General features: G+C 72.5%; 10 protein-coding genes. All 10 read right to left on the bottom strand.

The features are described 5' to 3' along the window. Positions 1 to 9: 9 nt before the first annotated feature. The gene (locus ABZY91_RS18125) at positions 10 to 951 is read right to left on the bottom strand and encodes an ABC transporter permease (protein ID WP_329876239.1); all 942 of its coding nucleotides are present in this window, start codon (positions 949 to 951) and stop codon (positions 10 to 12) included. After that, positions 944 to 1888, bottom strand: coding sequence for an ABC transporter permease (locus tag ABZY91_RS18120; protein ID WP_329876237.1), 945 nt, complete (start codon positions 1886 to 1888; stop codon positions 944 to 946). The genes ABZY91_RS18125 and ABZY91_RS18120 overlap by 8 nt, the downstream gene beginning before the upstream one ends. Before the next feature lie 90 nt (positions 1889 to 1978). Beyond that, positions 1979 to 3613 (bottom strand): ABC transporter substrate-binding protein, encoded by a 1635-nt coding sequence (locus ABZY91_RS18115; protein WP_329876235.1) that lies wholly within the window; start codon positions 3611 to 3613, stop codon positions 1979 to 1981. A gap of 442 nt (positions 3614 to 4055) precedes the next feature. Continuing rightward, complete coding sequence (gene typA, locus ABZY91_RS18110) at positions 4056 to 5960, bottom strand: translational GTPase TypA (RefSeq protein ID WP_355403464.1); 1905 nt, start codon at positions 5958 to 5960, stop codon at positions 4056 to 4058. 477 nt (positions 5961 to 6437) lie between these two features. After that, positions 6438 to 8204: an ABC transporter family substrate-binding protein gene (locus ABZY91_RS18105; RefSeq protein WP_355403462.1), complete on the bottom strand. Its 1767-nt coding sequence runs from the start codon at positions 8202 to 8204 to the stop codon at positions 6438 to 6440. 171 nt (positions 8205 to 8375) lie between these two features. Next, a complete protein-coding gene (locus ABZY91_RS18100) occupies positions 8376 to 10850 on the bottom strand; it encodes a SpoIIE family protein phosphatase (RefSeq protein ID WP_329876249.1) in 2475 nt (824 codons plus the stop codon). 392 nt (positions 10851 to 11242) lie between these two features. Beyond that, positions 11243 to 13693, bottom strand: a complete 2451-nt coding sequence (locus tag ABZY91_RS18095) for a SpoIIE family protein phosphatase (protein ID WP_329876229.1) — start codon at positions 13691 to 13693, stop codon at positions 11243 to 11245. An 858-nt stretch (positions 13694 to 14551) separates the two neighbouring features. After that, complete coding sequence (locus tag ABZY91_RS18090) at positions 14552 to 14983, bottom strand: (deoxy)nucleoside triphosphate pyrophosphohydrolase (protein ID WP_355403460.1); 432 nt, start codon at positions 14981 to 14983, stop codon at positions 14552 to 14554. Between the two features lie 32 nt (positions 14984 to 15015). Continuing rightward, positions 15016 to 15198, bottom strand: coding sequence for an SPOR domain-containing protein (locus tag ABZY91_RS18085; protein ID WP_355403458.1), 183 nt, complete (start codon positions 15196 to 15198; stop codon positions 15016 to 15018). Positions 15199 to 15382: 184 nt separating this feature from the next. Continuing rightward, on the bottom strand, positions 15383 to 16990 hold the full coding sequence (locus tag ABZY91_RS18080) for a DUF4190 domain-containing protein (RefSeq protein WP_355403456.1): 1608 nt from the start codon (positions 16988 to 16990) through the stop codon (positions 15383 to 15385). Between the last annotated feature and the right edge of the window lie 15 nt (positions 16991 to 17005).

Here is a 17005-nt window from a genome sequence, read left to right as displayed (position 1 = left end):
CCTCTTCTCTCAGCGGAGCTTCGGGTCGAGGGCGTCGCGGACCGCGTCGCCGAGCATGATGAAGGCCAGGACGGTGACGCTCAGTACCGCGGACGGGAAGAGCAGCACGTGGGGTGCGTCGAGGAAGCGGACCGACGCGTCGCTGATCATCAGGCCCCAGGAGATCTCCGGCGGCTGGACGCCGATGCCCAGGTAGGACAGGGCCGCCTCGGCGCCGATGTAGACACCCAGGCTGATCGCGGAGACGACGATGACCGGCGCGATGGCGTTCGGCACGATGTGCCGGAAGGTGATCCGGCCGGAGCCGGCGCCGAGGGCGCGGGCCGCCATCACGTAGTCGTTGTTCTTGTTCGACAGCACCGAGGCACGCATGATGCGGAAGATCTGCGGCCAGCCGAGCACGGTCATCACGACCGAGACCGTCCAGGCGTTGCCCTTGCCGAGCATCGACATGATCAGCATGCCGCCGAGCAGCAGCGGGATCGAGAAGAAGATCTCGGTGAAGCGCGAGAGGATGCTGTCGACGATCCCGCCCTTCCACCCGGCCAGCAGGCCGAGGAGGGCGCCCACCAGGGTGACCATGGTGGTGGTCAGGACGCCGACGATGATCGAGTTGCGCGCGCCCCACACCGTGCGGGTGTAGATGTCGCAGCCCTGGACGTCGAAGCCGAACCAGTGGTCGCCGCTCGGACGCTTCAGCGAGTCGGCCAGGTCGCAGGCCCCCGAGTCGAACGGGCTGCCGTCCGTGAACCACTGCGGCACGACGGCCAGCAGGAGCAGGAACGACACCAGCACGGCGCCGATGATGAAGACCGGGTTGCGGCGCAGGTCGCTCATCGCGTCCGACCAGAGACTGGCGACGCGCTCCGGCTTCTGCTTCTTCTCCGGGGAGGACTTCGGGGAGTTGTCCTCGGAGGGGGCCTCGGCGCCCTTGGTGATGGTCTCACTCATAGCGGATCCTCGGGTCGAGCACGGCGTACAGCAGGTCCACGAGCAGGGTGGTGACGAGGTAGATCATCACCAGCAGCGTGACGACGCCGACGATGATCGTGCCCTGCTTCTGGTACACGGCCTGGGCGAGCAGACCGCCGATGCCGTGGATGTTGAAGATCTTCTCCGTGATGACCGCGCCGCCCATCAGACCACCGAGGTCGGCACCGAGGAAGGTGACGATCGGGATGAGCGCGTTGCGCAGGGCGTGCCGGCCGATCACCCGACGCCGCTTCAGACCCTTGGCGACCGCGGTGCGCACGTAGTCGGCGCGCATGGTCTCCATGAGGCTGGTGCGGGTCAGTCGGGCCACGTACGCGAGCGAGGTCGACGCCAGCACGAAGGCCGGCAGCAGGTACGCCCGCAGACCGTCCTCCTCGTTGAAGGAGACGGAGAAGATCTCGAGACCGTAGTCGTTCTTGAGCTTGACGCCGAGCACGAGCTGGAGCACGAAACCGGTGACGAAGACCGGGATCGAAATCACGAACAGCGTGCTGATCAGGACCAGTTGGTCCAGGAACTTGCCCTTGCGCAGGGCCGCCATGACGCCCGCCAGCACACCGATGATCGCCTCGATGACGAAGGCCACGATGGCGAGGTTGACGGTGAAGGGGAACGCCTCGCTGATCATGTCGCTCACCGAACGACCGGTCAGGCTCTCGCCCAGGTTGCCCTGGAACACGCCGGAGATGTAGTTCCAGTACTGGAGCAGGAACGGGTCGTTCAGGTGGTACTTCTGGCGGATCATCTCCGCCACGAGCGGGTCGGCCTTCTTCTCGCCGGCCAGCGCCTGCACCGGGTCACCGGGCAGGCTGAAGCACAGCCAGTAGATCAGGAACGTCGCACCGATCAGGACAGGGATTGCCTGTATAAGTCGGCGGATGACATAGCGGCCCATCAGACCTCCATACTTTCGGACAAGGAAGGGAGGCGGGAGGACCCGGACTGTAGTCCGGTCCGCCCGCCCCCGTTCGTCTGATTAACCGGATCAGCCGGCGAGCTCGACCTCGTCCAGGTTCATGCGACCCTGGGCGTCGGTGTCGAAGTTCTTGATCTTCTTGCTGTACGCGGCGGAGGACATGTAGGTGTACACCGGGATGTACGGCAGGTCCTGGACCAGGATGTCGTCAGCCTGCTGGTACAGCTTCTGACCCTCCTCCGGGCTCTTCGCCTGGTCGGCCTGGTCCAGCAGCGCCTCGAACTTCTCGTTGACGTAGCCGCCGTAGTTCGAGCCGTTGTCGATCGCGACCTTGGAGAAGATCGGACGGAGGTAGTTCTCGATCGACGGGTAGTCCATCGACCACGCCATGCGGAAGCCGCCGGAGTACTGCTTGTCGCCCAGCGCGTCCAGGATCTTGCCGAACTTCTCGAACGGCTTGAGGGTGACCTCGACGCCCAGGTTCTTCTTCAGCTGGTTGGCGACGGCCTCGATCCACTCCTTGTGGCCACCGTCGGCGTTGTAGCCGAGCTCCAGGGTGTTGTTCGGGACACCGTTGGCCGCGGTGAAGATCTCCTTGGCCTTGGCCGGGTCGTACTTCGCCGCGTCGCCCATGGCGCCCTTGCGGTAGCCCGGGATCAGCGGGTTGACGAAGTCGTCGGCCGGGACGCGGGTGCCCGAGAAGATCGTCTTGGTGATCGCCTCGCGGTCGATCGCCATCGAGATCGCCTTGCGGATCTCCGGCTTGCCGTAGGTCTCCGGGTTGGTGGCGATCGGGAAGCCGATGTAGCCGACGCCGGACTCCGGCTTGTAGATGTAGCGGTCGCCGAACTCGCCCTTGACCGTGCCCATGGCCGAGATCGGGAGCTTGTCGGTGGCCTGGATGTTGTCGGCGCGCAGGTCGTTGTACGCCGTCTCCAGCTTGTCGTAGATCTTGAAGGTGACGCCCTGGAGCTTCGCCTTGCCGTCAGCGGCCGGGAAGCCCTCGAAGCGCTTGACCTTGATCTGCTGGTTGTGCTCCCACTTGCCGTCCATCTGGAACGGGCCGTTGCCGATGGGGGCCTCTTCGAAGGTCTTCTTGTCAGCGAAGAAGGCCTTCGGCAGCGGGTAGAACGCGTTGTAGCCCAGCATGGTCTTGAACTGGGAGAACGGCGCGGTCAGGGAGACCGTGAAGGTCTTGTCGTCGACGACCGTCAGGCCCTTGAGCTTGTCGGTGGCCGGCTTCTTGTCCTTGCCCGGGGCCAGGTCGGCGGAGCCGTCGATCTTGGCGAAGAACGGGAGGCCCTCGGCCGCGTTGTCCTGGTTGGCGCCCCAGTTCCAGGCGTCCACGAAGGACTGCGCGGTGACCTTCTCACCGTTGTGGAAGGTGTAGCCGTCCTTCAGCTTGATCGTCCAGACCTTGCTGTCGGGGGACTCGATCGACTCCGCGACGCGCAGCTTCGGCTCGTTGGTCTTGTTGTCGTACTCGACCAGGCCGGCGAAGAGGGCGTTCAGGACCTCGGCACCCTCGGACTCCGCGGTGTTCTGCGGAATCAGGCCGTGCTGCGGCTCACCGAGCTGAACGGCGATCGTGCCGCCGCCCGAGGCAGCCTTGTCGCTGCTCTTCGAGCTGGTGCTGCAAGCGGTCGCCGCAAGGGCGATCGCGGTCGCCGCGACGAGCCACTTGGTCTGGGTTGCACCACGCATGGGGGGATGCCTCCTGAATTCGACTTTCCAACGAGGAGAGCACCGCGGTTGGTCGGGACCGGATCCGCTGTGCCGTCCGCGCTCGTGGTTTCGGCGCGCACCCCTGCGCGTTAACCCTTGACCCGAGCCTGACTGCACCCACTATGTGTCACGCACGGACACGAAAGTGACCACTACCGATCTCAATTAGGTCACATGAACGGTCGGTAAGTTTCGAAAATCGGACATATGAGACATACTCAGACAGGCATTAAACGGACAGTCGTCATGAATGACGGACTGTCACGTTCGCTCAGCGGACACCTTGCCGTGGTAAGCGCTATTCCGTTTATACGCGCGTCGACAGCATGGAGTAGTTGAAAAAGTTCGCCCCCCTCTCCATCGGAAAGGGGGGCGACGGTTTCCGGCCAAAGCACGGCCGGAAGGCCTCAGAAGGCGGTGATCAGACCTTCTTGGCGCGCGAGGCGGTACGACCACGGTCCTTCTGGTCCAGCACGACCTTACGGATGCGAACAGTCTCCGGGGTCACCTCGATGCACTCGTCCTCGCGGCAGAACTCCAGCGACTGCTCCAGGGAGAGCTTCCGCGGCGGGACGATCGACTCGGCAACATCGGCGTTCGACGACCGCATGTTGGTGAGCTTCTTCTCCTTGGTGATGTTGACGTCCATGTCGTCGGCGCGCGAGTTCTCGCCGACGATCATGCCCTCGTACACCTCGGTGCCCGGGTCGCAGAAGAGCACGCCGCGCTCCTGCAGGTTGGTCATCGCGAAGGCGGTCACCACACCGGCCCGGTCGGCGACCAGCGAACCGTTGTTGCGGGTCGTCAGGGTGCCGAACCACGGCTCGTGGCCCTCGTGGATCGAGTGCGCGATACCGGTGCCGCGGGTGTTGGTGAGGAACTCGGTCCGGAAGCCGATCAGGCCGCGGGACGGCACCACGAACTCCATCCGGACCCAGCCCGAACCGTGGTTGGACATGTTGTCCATCCGGCCCTTGCGGATGCCCATGAGCTGGGTGACGGCACCCATGTGCTCCTCGGGGACGTCCACGGTGAGGCGCTCGACCGGCTCGTGCGTCTTGCCGTTGACCTGCTTGGTGACCACCTGCGGCTTGCCGACGGTCAGCTCGAAGCCCTCGCGACGCATGGTCTCGATCAGGATGGCCAGCGCCAGCTCACCACGGCCCTGCACCTCCCAGGCGTCCGGGCGCTCGGTCTCCAGGACGCGCAGCGAGACGTTACCGACCAGCTCGCGGTCCAGGCGGTCCTTGACCTGGCGGGCGGTGACCTTGCGGTCGACCCGGCCGCTGGACTTGGCGTCCGCGCCCTTGCCGCTGCCGCCACGGCCGACCAGCGGCGAGGTGTTGGTGCCGATGGTCATCGAGATGGCCGGCTCGTCCACCGTGATCAGCGGCAGCGCGATCGGGTTCTCCGGGTCGGCGAGGGTCTCGCCGATCATGATGTCGGAGATGCCGGCGACGGCACAGATGTCGCCCGGGCCGGCCACCTCGGCCGGCTTGCGGGTGAGCGCCTCGGTCATCAGCAGCTCGGAGATGCGGACGCTCGAAATGGTGCCGTCGCGCTTGATCCAGGCCACGGTCTGGCCCTTGCGCAGCTCACCCTGCTCGACGCGGAGCAGGGCGATACGGCCGAGGAAGTTGTCCGCGTCGAGGTTGGTGACGTGGGCCTGGAGCGGCGCGTCCTCCTCGAACGTCGGAGCCGGGACGTGCTCCAGGATGGTGGAGAAGAACGGCTCCAGGCTGTCGCTGTCCGCGGGGACGGACCCGTTGTCCGGCTTGGTCAGCGAGGCCACGCCGTCACGCGCACAGGCGTAGACGATCGGGAACTCGATCTGGTCCTCGTCGGCGTCCAGGTCCAGGAACAGGTCGTAGGTCTCGTTGATGACCTCGTCGATCCGGGCGTCCGGGCGGTCCGTCTTGTTGATACAGAGGATGACGGGGAGCCGCGCGGTGAGCGCCTTGCGGAGCACGAAGCGGGTCTGCGGAAGCGGACCCTCGGAGGCGTCGACCAGGAGGACGACCGCGTCCACCATCGAGAGACCTCGCTCGACCTCGCCACCGAAGTCGGCGTGGCCCGGGGTGTCGATGATGTTGATGGTGATCGGAGCGCCACCATCCTTCGGGTGGTACTTGACCGCGGTGTTCTTCGCGAGAATGGTGATGCCCTTCTCGCGCTCCAGGTCGTTGGAGTCCATCATGCGGTCGTCCAACTGCTGGTGGGCAGCGAAGGCGCCGGCCTGCTTGAGCATGGCGTCGACCAGGGTGGTCTTGCCGTGGTCGACGTGGGCGACGATGGCGACGTTACGGATGTCGTTGCGCGTGGGCATGCCTAGCAGATTCTCCCGGAATCGTGGGTTTCGGCGCCCGGCTGCGTGACGCGCACTTGCGACCACTGTTGGTCGCCGCCGCCCGTTCCGCCTGCTACTACCGGTCCACCCGCCGGGCAGGACATGCCACGGCTTCCTCCTATGGTACGGGGAACCGCCCAGCTCGGCCGAAACGAGCAGGTCGGGCGGGATCAAGATCACAACTCGGACACCGGCTCTTCACTCTGTGGACGCCCGGCGGCACGCTCCGGACCCGTCCCCGACCCGTCCACCGACCCCTCCGACGGTCCCTCCGGCGGTCCCCTCAGCCGCGCCCGGCGACGGTCCACGGACCGGTCCGGTCGCACGGCGATCGGGTGATCGCGTCCGCCCGCCCTGCCCGCCGGGACCCGGCCCCTGTCTCACGGCTCCTGCCGGACGCACGAGACCCGGGAGAGAGGGCCTGACGGAGGGACTGACGGAGGGCCTGACCGCGACCTAGCCGACCGACCACCCCACGTCCTGGAAGCGCGGCCGGCCGAAGCCCCAGACCCCCGCACCCGCGAGCCCCGCCCGGACGGCCGTCAGCTCGGGGCGCTGGAACAGCGGCACCGAGTGGCCCAGCTGCCAGATCCGGACGTCCGCCTCCTGGAGGAGGGCCTGGCGGGCGGCGGGGTCCGGTTCGGCGCCGGCACGCTCGAAGAGGCGGTCGATCTCCTCGGTGCCCGCGCGGGCGAAGTTGGTACCGGCCCGGAGGGCTCCGTCGGGGCCCGGCCGGGGCTTGGCGTAGACGGGCTGCTGCTCGCCGGCCGGGTCCGGCCCGGCCGGCCAGGAGAAGAGGGCGAGGTCGTAGTCCCCGGCGGCCAGGTGGTCGCGGACGAAGGTGTCCGCCGGCGCCTCCGTCACCCGGACCGCGATCCCGGCCGCGCCGAGGTCCGCCACCACCGCGTCCGCGGTGCGCCGGGCGGTGGCGGAGCCGGCCGGGGCCAGGAGGGTGAGGGCGAGCTCGCGGCCGTTCCGGGCCCGGGTGGCGCCGGTGGCGGGGCGCTTCCACCCGGCCGTGTCCAGCATCCGCCCGGCGTCGGTGGCGCCGAGCGCGTCGGAGTTGTCGCGGTAGCCGTCCTGGTCGCCGGTGAGCAGGTGGTGGCCGTGCGGGGCGGCCGGCAGCCCGAGCGGGGTGAGTGCGGCGTCGGCGGTGTGCCGGCGGTCGACCGCACGGGCGACCGCACGCCGCAGGACCGGGTCGGTGAGGAGGTCGTGGGCCGCGTTGAGGGTGAGCTGGGTGAGGGCGGCGCCGGCGGCGCGGTGCAGGGTGACGCCGGGCAGGGTCTCCGCCCGGTGGAGCGCCTGGGCGGCCCCGCCCCCGGCCGGGGCGCCGGCCCCGCCGGCCGCGTGGTCGACGGCGGCCGTCAACGGGGCGATGTCCACCCGGTTCTGTTCGAGCGCGTCGGCGCGTTGTTCGGCCGGGACGGCGAGGAAGTCGATCCGGTCGGCCTTGGCCGGCGCGCCCCACCAGTACGGGTTGCGGACGAGGGCGGCCCGTCCGCCGGCCGGGTCGTACCCGGAGACCAGGAACGGCCCGGCGGTCGGGTGGGCGGTGCCACCGGGCAGCGGGCGGCCGAAGGCGGCGGCGGTGGCGGTCTCGGCGGCCGGGTAGAGCGGGCCGAACAGGGCGCGCCACTGCGCGCAGGGCTGCCGGAAGGTGACCTTGACCTCCTGCGGGCCGGCGCCCTGGACGATCGAGTCGATCGTGCCGTAGCCGGCGGGGCGGGCGGAGGTGTAGGCCGGGTCGAGGCCGGAGAGCGCGGCCCGCTGGGCGATGAAGTCGGCGGCGGAGAGCGGGGTGCCGTCGCTCCAGACCGCCCGCGGGTTGAGGCGGTAGGTCACCACCTGCGGCAGCTGCCCGGGCGGCGTGGACTCGGCGGCGGCCAGGTAGTCGGGGTCGGCCTCCCAGCCGCCGTGCGCACCGGGCCGGAACAGCGCGGGGTAGAGGGCGTGCGCGAGCAGCGCGGAGTCGGCGGTGGCGGCCGGCTGGTAGACGTTCAGGGTGGCGGGGACGGCGTCCACCGCCCAGCGCAGGGTGCCGCCGTCCCGCACGGTGGAGCGGTCGACCGGGAGGACGTCCCCGGTCACGGTGGCCGGCGCGGGCGGTGCGGGGACGGGCGTCGGGGCGGTGCCGGCCGGGAACGGGCCGCCGGAGCAGCCGGCCGAGGCGGCGAGGGCGAGCAGCAGCGCGGCGGCTGCGGCGGGGAGGCGGGCGCGCATGGCGGCCATGGAACGCCGCCGCTCCGGGCCGGGCCGCGCCGACACGGCGGCTGCCCGGGGACTGCACCCGGTCGGCCGAGCCTCCGCCGCCCGTGCCGCGACGGCGCGGGGGGACGGCGTGCGGGGGCGGCGTGCGGCGGCGGCCCCGGTGGGCCCGCGGCCCGGGCCCGTCTACAGCCCGAGCTCGAACCAGACGATCTTGCCCTTGGGCGTCCGCCGGCTGCCCCAGCGTTCGGCGAGCAGGCTGACCAGCTGGAGCCCCCGCCCGCCCTCGTCGGTCTCCTGGGCGCGCCGCTGCCTGGGCTGGGCGTAGCCGTCGTCCCAGACCTCGCACACCATGGTCCGGTCGCGCAGCAGACGGAGCCGGATCTCGCCCCGGCCGTGCCGCAGGGCGTTGGTGACCAGCTCGCTGACCAGCAGCTCGGTGGTGTCGACCAGCTCGTCGAGGCCGCGGGCCAGCAACCAGCTGCAGGCGAGTTCGCGGGCCTTGGCGACGGAGGTCGGCTCGGGCGGCAGGAACCAGTTGCCGACGGCGTCCTCGGGGAAGGCGTGCACCCTGGCCATGAGCAGGGCGATGTCGTCCTCCCCGTGGTGCGGGTTGAGCTCGCCGAGGACGTGGTCGCAGAGATCCTCCAGGCCCTTGCCCTCGGCGGAGAGCGCGACGCGGAAGGCGCGGAGCCCCTCGTCGAGCTGGTGCTTGCGGCTCTCCACCAGGCCGTCGGTGTAGAGGCCGAGCACGGCGCCGTCCGGGAGGGTCAGCTCGACCTCCTCGAAGGGCTCGCCGCCGACGCCGAGCGGCAGGCCGGGCGGGACGTCCAGCATCCGGGCCGGTTCGCCGGGGCCGAGCAGGACGGGCGGCAGGTGGCCGGCGTTGGCGAAGGTGCAGCGCCGGGTGACGGCGTCGTACACCGCGTAGACGCAGGTCGCCAGGTAGACCTCGCGGGCCTCCTCGTCGGCGGTCGAGGTGAGTCGCCCGTACGGGGCGGGCACGACGGCCGGCGCGGTGTCGTCGCCGAGGCCGCGGGCGATCTCGTCGAGGGCGGTGAGCACCTCGGCGGGGTCGAGGTCGAGCATGGCCAGGGTGCGGACGGCGGTGCGCAGCTGCCCCATCGCGACGGCGGCCCGCAGGCCGCGGCCCATCACGTCGCCGATGACCAGCGCGGTGCGGTTGCCGGGCAGCGGGATGACGTCGAACCAGTCGCCGCCGACCTCGGTGTTGTTGTTGCTGGGCAGGTAGCGGCAGGCGATCTCCAGGCCACTGGCGGCCGGGTTGCCCGGGGGCAGCAGGCTGCGCTGGAGGATCAGCGCGCGCTCGTGCTCGCGGCGGTAGAGCCGCGCGTTGTCGATGCAGACCGCGGCCCGGGCGACCAGTTCCTCGGCGATGGCGACGTCGCGGGCGTCGAACGGCTCGCTGCCGATCGCGCGGGAGAGCTGGACGAGGCCGAGCACCTGGTCGCGGGCGACCAGCGGGACGATCAGGGTGGAGCGGAGCAGCGGGTCGGGCCCGGGCTCGGGGACGACGCTGCGGCCGGTGCGCAGGGCCCGGGCGTGCGGGGAGCGGCGCGGGTAGCAGAGGGTGCCGCCGGCCTCCGCGATGGGCAGGCCGGTGACCGAGCCGAGCACCGAGGAGGCGCCGCCGACCACGCTGGAGACGGCGACCCGGCGCAGTTCGCCGCTGCCGTCGGTGAGCACGCCGTCGCCGTACCGGCCGGCGCTGGGGACCGTCTCGCCGGAGAGCAGCGCGGTGTAGAGGTCCACGGTGGCGAGGTCGCAGAACGGCGGGACGACGACGTCCAGCAGCTCCTTGGCGGTGGTCTCCAGGTCGAGGGTGGAGCCGATGTGGGCGCTGGCCTCGTTGAGCAGGGCGAGGTTGCGGCGGACGCCGTCGGCCTCGCGCTCGGCGACGTGCCGGCTGGTGACGTCGGAGACCTGTCCGGCGACGCCGGTCGGCTGGCCGGCCGCGCCGTTGAGGCGGTAGAGCGAGACGGCCCAGAGCCGGTTGCCCTCGCGGGTCGGGACGGTGGAGTGGAAGCGCAGGTCGAAGACGGGCTCGCCGCTGGCGAGGACCTTGCGCAGGGCGGCGGTGAGCCGGTCGGCCTCGGAGCCGGGGAAGAGGTCGTGCGGGGTGAGCCCCTCCAGGTCGGTGGGGGCGAGGCCCATCCCGGAGGCGAAGGCGTCGTTGACCCGCTGGAGCCGGAGCCGGTCGTCGAAGAGGATGAACCCGGTCGGAGTCTGGCCGAAAACCGCCTCGGAGGCGGCGAGGTCGGTCTCGATCCGGCGGAGCCGGCCGAGGTCGACGGCGAGACAGGTGGCGCCGGCGGTGGGCAGCGCGCTGTCGGGCATCAGGTAGAGCTCGGCGAGGCCCTCGCCGCCGTTGGCGTCGCGGTACGGGGTGGTGCCGACCCACTCCTCGCCGGCCAGGGTCCGTTCGAGCCGGGCCCGGCCGCGCTGCCAGAGCTCGCGCGGGACGAAGGTGGTGACCGGGTCGGCGCCGACCGCCTCGGAGGCGGGGACCCCGAAGAACTCGGCGGCGCGCTCGCTCCACTGGCTGATCCGGCCGTCGGGGCCGATCGCGAAGGTGGCGACCCGGATGTAGTCGTAGATCGATCCCGGGTCCCCGGCGCCCCAGCGGTGTGCCTCGGCCACCCGGTGGGCGGCGGGACCGACGGTCGGGGCCGCCGCGCGCGCGACCGAGCGGGGCACGGCGGGCGCGGACACGTGTTGGGCACCGGCCTGCCCGGGTACAGCGGCATGACCGCTGCTGCTCGGCGCGTTACGCGCCGGGGTGCTGTTCAACGGACCGACCCCTCCAAACCCGCGACCGTCCGGATGTCGAGAAGACCGAGTATTCATCATCGAGGGGTACGTTCACACGCCCTCAACATCACAACATCAGATCGGGCGAAGGTTTTTGTCCTACCGCCCGCGCAACCACAATGCCACGCTCGCGCCCCCTGCCGGAGCGCGCGCTCCCCCTGGCCGCCTCCCGGCATATGCAGCACCGTTCTCCTCGCCGTCCGCTCGTCCGCCCGTCGGGCCTACTCGGCTGCCGACTCGTGGGGCTCACTACCCGGCAGCGCCTGCTCGAACCAGACCACCTTGCCCATCCCCTCGGCCCGGGCCCCCCAGCGCAGCGCCAGCCGGCGGACCAGCTCCAGCCCCCGGCCGCCCTCGTCGGCCTCGGCCGCGTGCCGCTCGCGCGGCGGATCGGGCAACGGGTCGGAGATCTCCACCAGCAGCGTCTCCCCGAGCGTCAGCCGCACGCCGATCGGTGCGCTCGCGTACCGGACCGCGTTCGTGACCAGCTCGCTGACCAGGAGCTCGGCCGTGTCGGTGAGCTCCTCGACGCTCCACTCGACCAGCGTCGCGCGGACCAGCCGGCGGGCCCGGGAGACGGCGGTCGGCTCGGCGGGCAGCGTCCAGCCCGCCGTCGGGGTGCCGGCCTGCCCGTGGCCGAGCCGGGCCAGCAGCAGCGCCACGTCGTCCGGCTCGCGGCCCTGCTCCATGGTGTCCAGCACCGCCTCACAGGCGGCCTGGATCGACGCGTACGGCGCCTCCAGGACGGTGAGCAGCCGGCCCAGGCCCACGTCCAGGTCCTTGTCCCGGGACTCCACCAGCCCGTCGGTGCAGAGCGCCAGCAGGCTCCCCTCCGGGATCTTCAGTTCGACCGACTCGAACGGGACTCCGCCGACCCCGAGCGGGGCTCCGGACGGCAGCTCCAGGATCCGTCCGACGCCGCCGAGCAGCGGGCCGCCGGTCCGGGTCGGTTCGTCGGTCCCCTCCGCCGGCACCACCAGCACCGGCGGGATGTGGCCGGCCTTGGCGACGGTCATGGTGGCGGTCGCCGGGTCGAACACCGCGTACACGCAGGTGGCCAGCAGCGCCTCGTCCGGCCCTTGGGCCAGGTCGTCGGCCAGCTCGTGGACGTGCCGCAGCAGCACGTCCGGCGGCAGGTCCAGGGCGGCCAGCACGCGGACGGCGGTGCGCAGCCGCCCCATCGTCGCGGCCGCCCGGAGTCCGTGGCCCATCACGTCCCCGACCACCAGCGCGGTGCGGTCGCCGGGCAGCGGGATGACGTCGAACCAGTCGCCGCCGACCTCGGTGCCGCTGCTGCCCGGCACGTAGCGGTAGGCGACCTCGACGCCGGTCGGCTGGGGGACCTGCTGCGGGAGCAGCGTGCGCTGCAGGGTCAGCGCGGCGGTGCGCTCACGGGCGTAGAGCCGGGCGTTGTCCAGCGAGGAGCCGGCCCGGTCGGCCAGCTCCACGGTGAACGCCAGGTCGTCCCGGTCGAAGCCCTCCCGGTAGCCGGCCCGGCTGACGAGCAGCAGGCCGATCACGATGCCCCGGGCGCGCAACGGCACCACCAGCATCGAGTGCACGCCCAGGTCGTGCGCCGCCTGCATCTTCGGGTCGCCCGGGTACGTGACGTCGCTCAGCTGGTCGGCGCCGGAGAGCAGCTCGGGAACGCCGGTGCGCAGCACCCGGCCGCAGGCCGAGTCCTCGGCGAAGGTGATCCGGGCACCGCGCCGGAGCATCGTCTCCACCTCCGGGCCGTCCTGGACGGAGGCGGTGCCCAGCTGGAGGAGCGAGGTGCGGCGGTCGTGCCCGTGCCGGGGCAGGTCGTCACCGTGCGCGACCGCCTGGAGCAGGATCACCGCGGCGTGGTCGGTCAGCCGGGGAACGACCGCGCCGGCCAGCTCCTGGGCGATCCGGGAGGCGTCCAGCAGGTCACCGACCCGGGAGCCGAACTCGTTGAGCAGTGAGAGCCGGCGGCGGGCGTGCTCGACCTTGGCCACCGCCCGGTAACGCTCCGTCACGTCCATCACCGTGCCGGAGATGCCGAGCACCCGGCCGGCCCGGTCGGTCATCCGGCTGTAGGAGATCGAGCGGTAGCCGGAGCGTGCGGTGATCGGGGAGGCGAGGGTGACGTCGATGACCGGCTCGCCGGTGGCCAGCACCTGGCGCTGGATCGCGGTGATCTCGTCGGCCGCCCGCTCGGGGAGGGTCTCCCCCGTGGTCCGGCCGACGTGGTCCTCCGGCACGACGCCGTTCATCTCGGCGAGGGTCTGGTTGACGGCGGTGTAGCGCAGGTCGGTGTCGAGGATCGCGATGCCCAGCGGGGACTGCTCGAACAGCGCGTCACGGACGGCGAGGTCGCGCTCCACCGCCCGGACGGCGGCCGCCTCGGCCAGGTTGACCTGGAGGAACGGGGTGCCGTCGCCGTCGACGAGCAGCGAGATCCGGGCGTCGACCAGCACCGGATCGCCCTCCCGGTCGCGCAGCTCGGCCAGACCGGACCAGCGGCCGTGGCGCAGGGTGTCCTGGATCGCGGCCCGGATCCGGACCACCTGGTCGGCGTCCGGGATCAGCTCGTCGATCCGGCGGCCGACCAGCAGCTCGTTCGGCCAGCCGAGCAGTTCCTCGGCGGCCGGACTCCAGAGCACCACGCGGCCGGCGGTGTCGAGGATCGCGATGGCGACCTTGACCACGTCGAAGAGGGTGCCCTCGGGGTGGCCGGCCGTACCGGGACCGGGGCGCCCCCCGAGTGCCGTCCGGGCGTCTGCGGTGCCGCTTCCCGGCCCGCCCGGGGCGTCTCCCCGGCCGCCTCCCCCGGCACCTGCCGGAGCCTGCGCCTGGGTGTTCCGCGGTCCGCCGGGGAACGGCCGGCCGGGTCTGCTCCGGACGCCGCCCGGCGGCGCCGCGTCGGGCACCACCAGGGACGGTGCGGGCTGCGTCGGCACCGGCCCCTCGGGCGGACCGCCGCCCTCGCTCCGGCCACGACCGGCCGGCGGGTACGCGGCCCGGTTCTCGCCGCGCACGTCGGCCCGGCTCGCGCCACGGCGCAGCCGGGCCCGGGCGGCGGCGCTCCCCCCGGCGCCCGCCCGTCGCGCTCCCCCGCCACCGTTACCGGTATTCGACACCGACGGGGCCTCCGGCTCTGGTCGGGATCGGCGTCGCCGGCTGGGGGCGGCTCACCGATGGTGACGAATAGTGCCGAAAAGTGACATACCCAGCAGAACCAAGGCTATCCCGGTCAGCGCGTCGACTTTTCCGATTGCCCGGCCCACCGCCCCACGCGTCGCGCGGGAGCCGCCCCGCGCGTCCCCGCTCCGGGGCAGGGACGCGGACGGGGGGCGGCCTGCTGGGACGGCAGGGGGCGGCCCGGGGGGCGGGGTCGGCGAGGCGGTCCGCAGCTCGTCCGGAGACGGTGAGGGCGGGCGGGAGCACGGGCGGGCACGCGTCCGGACGGGGCGCCGGGGTTCAGGTCACCGGCCTCGGGGCGCGGGGGTTCAGGTCGCGCGGTTCGGGGCGCGCGGTTCGAGGCGCCGGGGTTCAGGGCGCGGGGTTCAGGGCGCCAGGCGGCGGGCGACGTCCGGGAGCACGGCGCGGTCGTGATCGAGCCAGTCGACGTCCGACAGCTCGGCCGGTCCGAGCCAGCGGAGCTCGTCGTGGTCCTCCAGCGGGCGCGGATCCCCGGAGAGCAGCTCGGCGGCCCAGAACCGCAGCTCCAGGCCCGGCCGGACCAGCCACGAGCCCGGCAGCCGGGTGACCGCCCGGGCGCGTACGCCCAGTTCCTCCATCAGCTCGCGTTCGAGCGCCTGGCTCTCGGTCTCACCGGGCTCGGCCTTGCCGCCGGGGAACTCCCAGCGGCCGGCCACCTCGGCGGGCGCGCTCCGGCGGGCGGCGAGCACCCGGCCCCGGTGGATCAGCGCGCCGCCGACGACGATCCGATTCTCTGCCGTGCCGCCCGCGGCCGGCCGGTCGTTGGGCTTGTCCATGGCCGGAGACCCTAGCCGCCCGCCCGGCCGTGCTACTCGTCCGGTCCCCGCGTCCGCGACGCACCGGCGGGCTCGGCCTCGACCCAGTACAGCTGCTTGTGACCACGCGCCTCGAACTCGGCCGCCAGGCGATCGGCCGCCTCCCGCCCGACGCCCCCGGCGACCACGAAGCGGTTGCCGTTGTCGTCCTGCCGCATCACCCGAAAGGTGTCCATGGCGGCCAGCGTAGGCCGGTCCCCGGCCCGCGTGGGGGTCGGGCCGGGGCGGGCCTCCTCGGGACGCTACGCCCGGTTCGCTTCCGGCAGGTACGGGCGCGGTTAACGGCCGGTAAGCCGGGCGCCGCCGGGGCCGCGGCGACCGGCGGACCACCCCGGCGACCGGTCGCCGGGGCCCGCGGCGTCAGACCTGGTACTTGGCGATGTGCTCACCGGTCTGCAGGCCCAGCTCGCGCCGGATCTCCACGGTGCCCTTGTCGCTCCTCGCGAGCAGCGCGTCGGCGCGCCGCACCTCGCGCTGCAGCGTGGCGTCGTCGACGGACCTGCCCGCCGCGTCCCAGATGTTGGCGGCCTCCAGCTGTACCGCCGCCAGCTCGGCCAGCTTCGGCTTCGCGCCCGCCGGCCAGACCGCCGTGGGGCTGACGACGTCCGCGGCCTCCTTGCGCGACGCCGCGGCCATCTGCACGGCCCACGCCCGGTAGGCGGCCGGCTGGAGGGAGACCTCCGCGGGCGGCCGCTTCGCGTACACCCGCTCGTAGGCCCGGGCGGCTTCGAGGTAGGCGAGCTGGGCCGGGTTCAGACTGCCCCGGTCGGTGCGGACGGTGCCGAGGTGCTCGGCGCGGGCGTCCTCCAGGACGCAGATGACCTCGTGGTCGCCCGCCTGCCAGTTGTCCCGGCCCGGGTAGTACTCGGACGGGTTCATGCCCTCGGGCACCGCCCAGAAGTCGAGGGCGTACGCGTCGCGGACCGGCAGGCAGAGCTCGATCGCGCGGTCGCGCACGGCGGTCTCGCCCGGGTACTCGGAGCTCCCCTCGTCGGGCATCGGGACGATCCCGGCCACCTCGCCCTGGTGCGGGGCCGAGCAGGGCTTCTTGAGCACCCAGTAGACGACGCCCGGGGAGCCCTCCGCCGCGTCGGACCCGGGATCCGCCCGGGTGAAGCAGTCACCGGTACGCAGCGACCCCCAGGACACCGCGCCGGCCGGCCGTGGCGGCTGGTCCCTCTCGCGTTCCTCGGCCTGGATCCCGAGGACGGCGAACCCGATGAACGCGACCAGGGTGACGATCGCACCGAACACGCCGAGGACCAGGCCGGTGACCGCCATGCCCCGGCCGCGCTGGTTCCGCTTCGATATCCGGACCAGCGCGACGATCGCGAGGACGAGGGCGGGCGGCCAGAGGCAGAACAGACCGGTGACCAGGGCGGCGACGGCGAACCCGCTGGTGCCCGTGGGGGCCGGCGTGTAGGCGAACCCGGGCTGGTACCCGGAGATCGCGCCGGGCGGGACGGCCCCCCAGCCGGACGGCTGCGGGGCGGCGGGCGGCAGGTCCGTACCGGGGGCGGCCGGAGCGGCCGGCGTGGTCGCGCGGGCGCCGCTTCCCGGGGCGGCCCACGGGTCGGCGGGGGCGACCGGAGCCGCCCAGGGGTCGGCGGAGGCGTCGGGGGCGGCAGCGGCCGGAGCCGCCCACGGGTCGGCGGGGACCGTCTCCTGCGCCGGCGGGCCGGCGGCGGCCAGGGGCTTCATCAGTTCGACCCGCGGGTCCGCGGGCCGAGCCGCGGGCGGGGCCACCGGTTCGGCCGCCGGTTCGGCCACCGCGCCATCCGCCGCCTCGGCCGGGAGCCCGGCCGCAGGCGAGACCGCGGTCTCGGGCCCGGCTGCGACCGCGCTCTCGGGCCCGACCGCGGGCTCGGGCTCGACCGCCGGTCCGGCAGCCGCACCGGCCGTCGGCTTGGTCAGCTCAACCCGCAGGTCCGCGGGCGGCGGAACGTCGTCGGGCTCGGGCTTGGACACGTACGACTCCCCCGG

The sequence above is a fragment of the Kitasatospora sp. NPDC002965 genome (assembly GCF_040611255.1).
Taxonomy (GTDB): Bacteria; Actinomycetota; Actinomycetes; order Streptomycetales; family Streptomycetaceae; genus Kitasatospora.
The sequence above is the reverse complement of the archived record's forward strand: the minus strand, read 5'-3'. Positions and strand labels throughout refer to the sequence as shown.

Coding starts and splice junctions, on each gene's coding strand:
- ABZY91_RS18125 (WP_329876239.1), bottom strand. CDS start 951: ATGAGTGAGACCATCACCAAGGGCGCCGAGGCCCCCTCCGAGGACAAC.
- ABZY91_RS18120 (WP_329876237.1), bottom strand. CDS start 1,888: ATGGGCCGCTATGTCATCCGCCGACTTATACAGGCAATCCCTGTCCTG.
- ABZY91_RS18115 (WP_329876235.1), bottom strand. CDS start 3,613: ATGCGTGGTGCAACCCAGACCAAGTGGCTCGTCGCGGCGACCGCGATC.
- typA (WP_355403464.1), bottom strand. CDS start 5,960: ATGCCCACGCGCAACGACATCCGTAACGTCGCCATCGTCGCCCACGTC.
- ABZY91_RS18105 (WP_355403462.1), bottom strand. CDS start 8,204: ATGCGCGCCCGCCTCCCCGCCGCAGCCGCCGCGCTGCTGCTCGCCCTC.
- ABZY91_RS18090 (WP_355403460.1), bottom strand. CDS start 14,983: ATGGACAAGCCCAACGACCGGCCGGCCGCGGGCGGCACGGCAGAGAAT.
- ABZY91_RS18085 (WP_355403458.1), bottom strand. CDS start 15,198: ATGGACACCTTTCGGGTGATGCGGCAGGACGACAACGGCAACCGCTTC.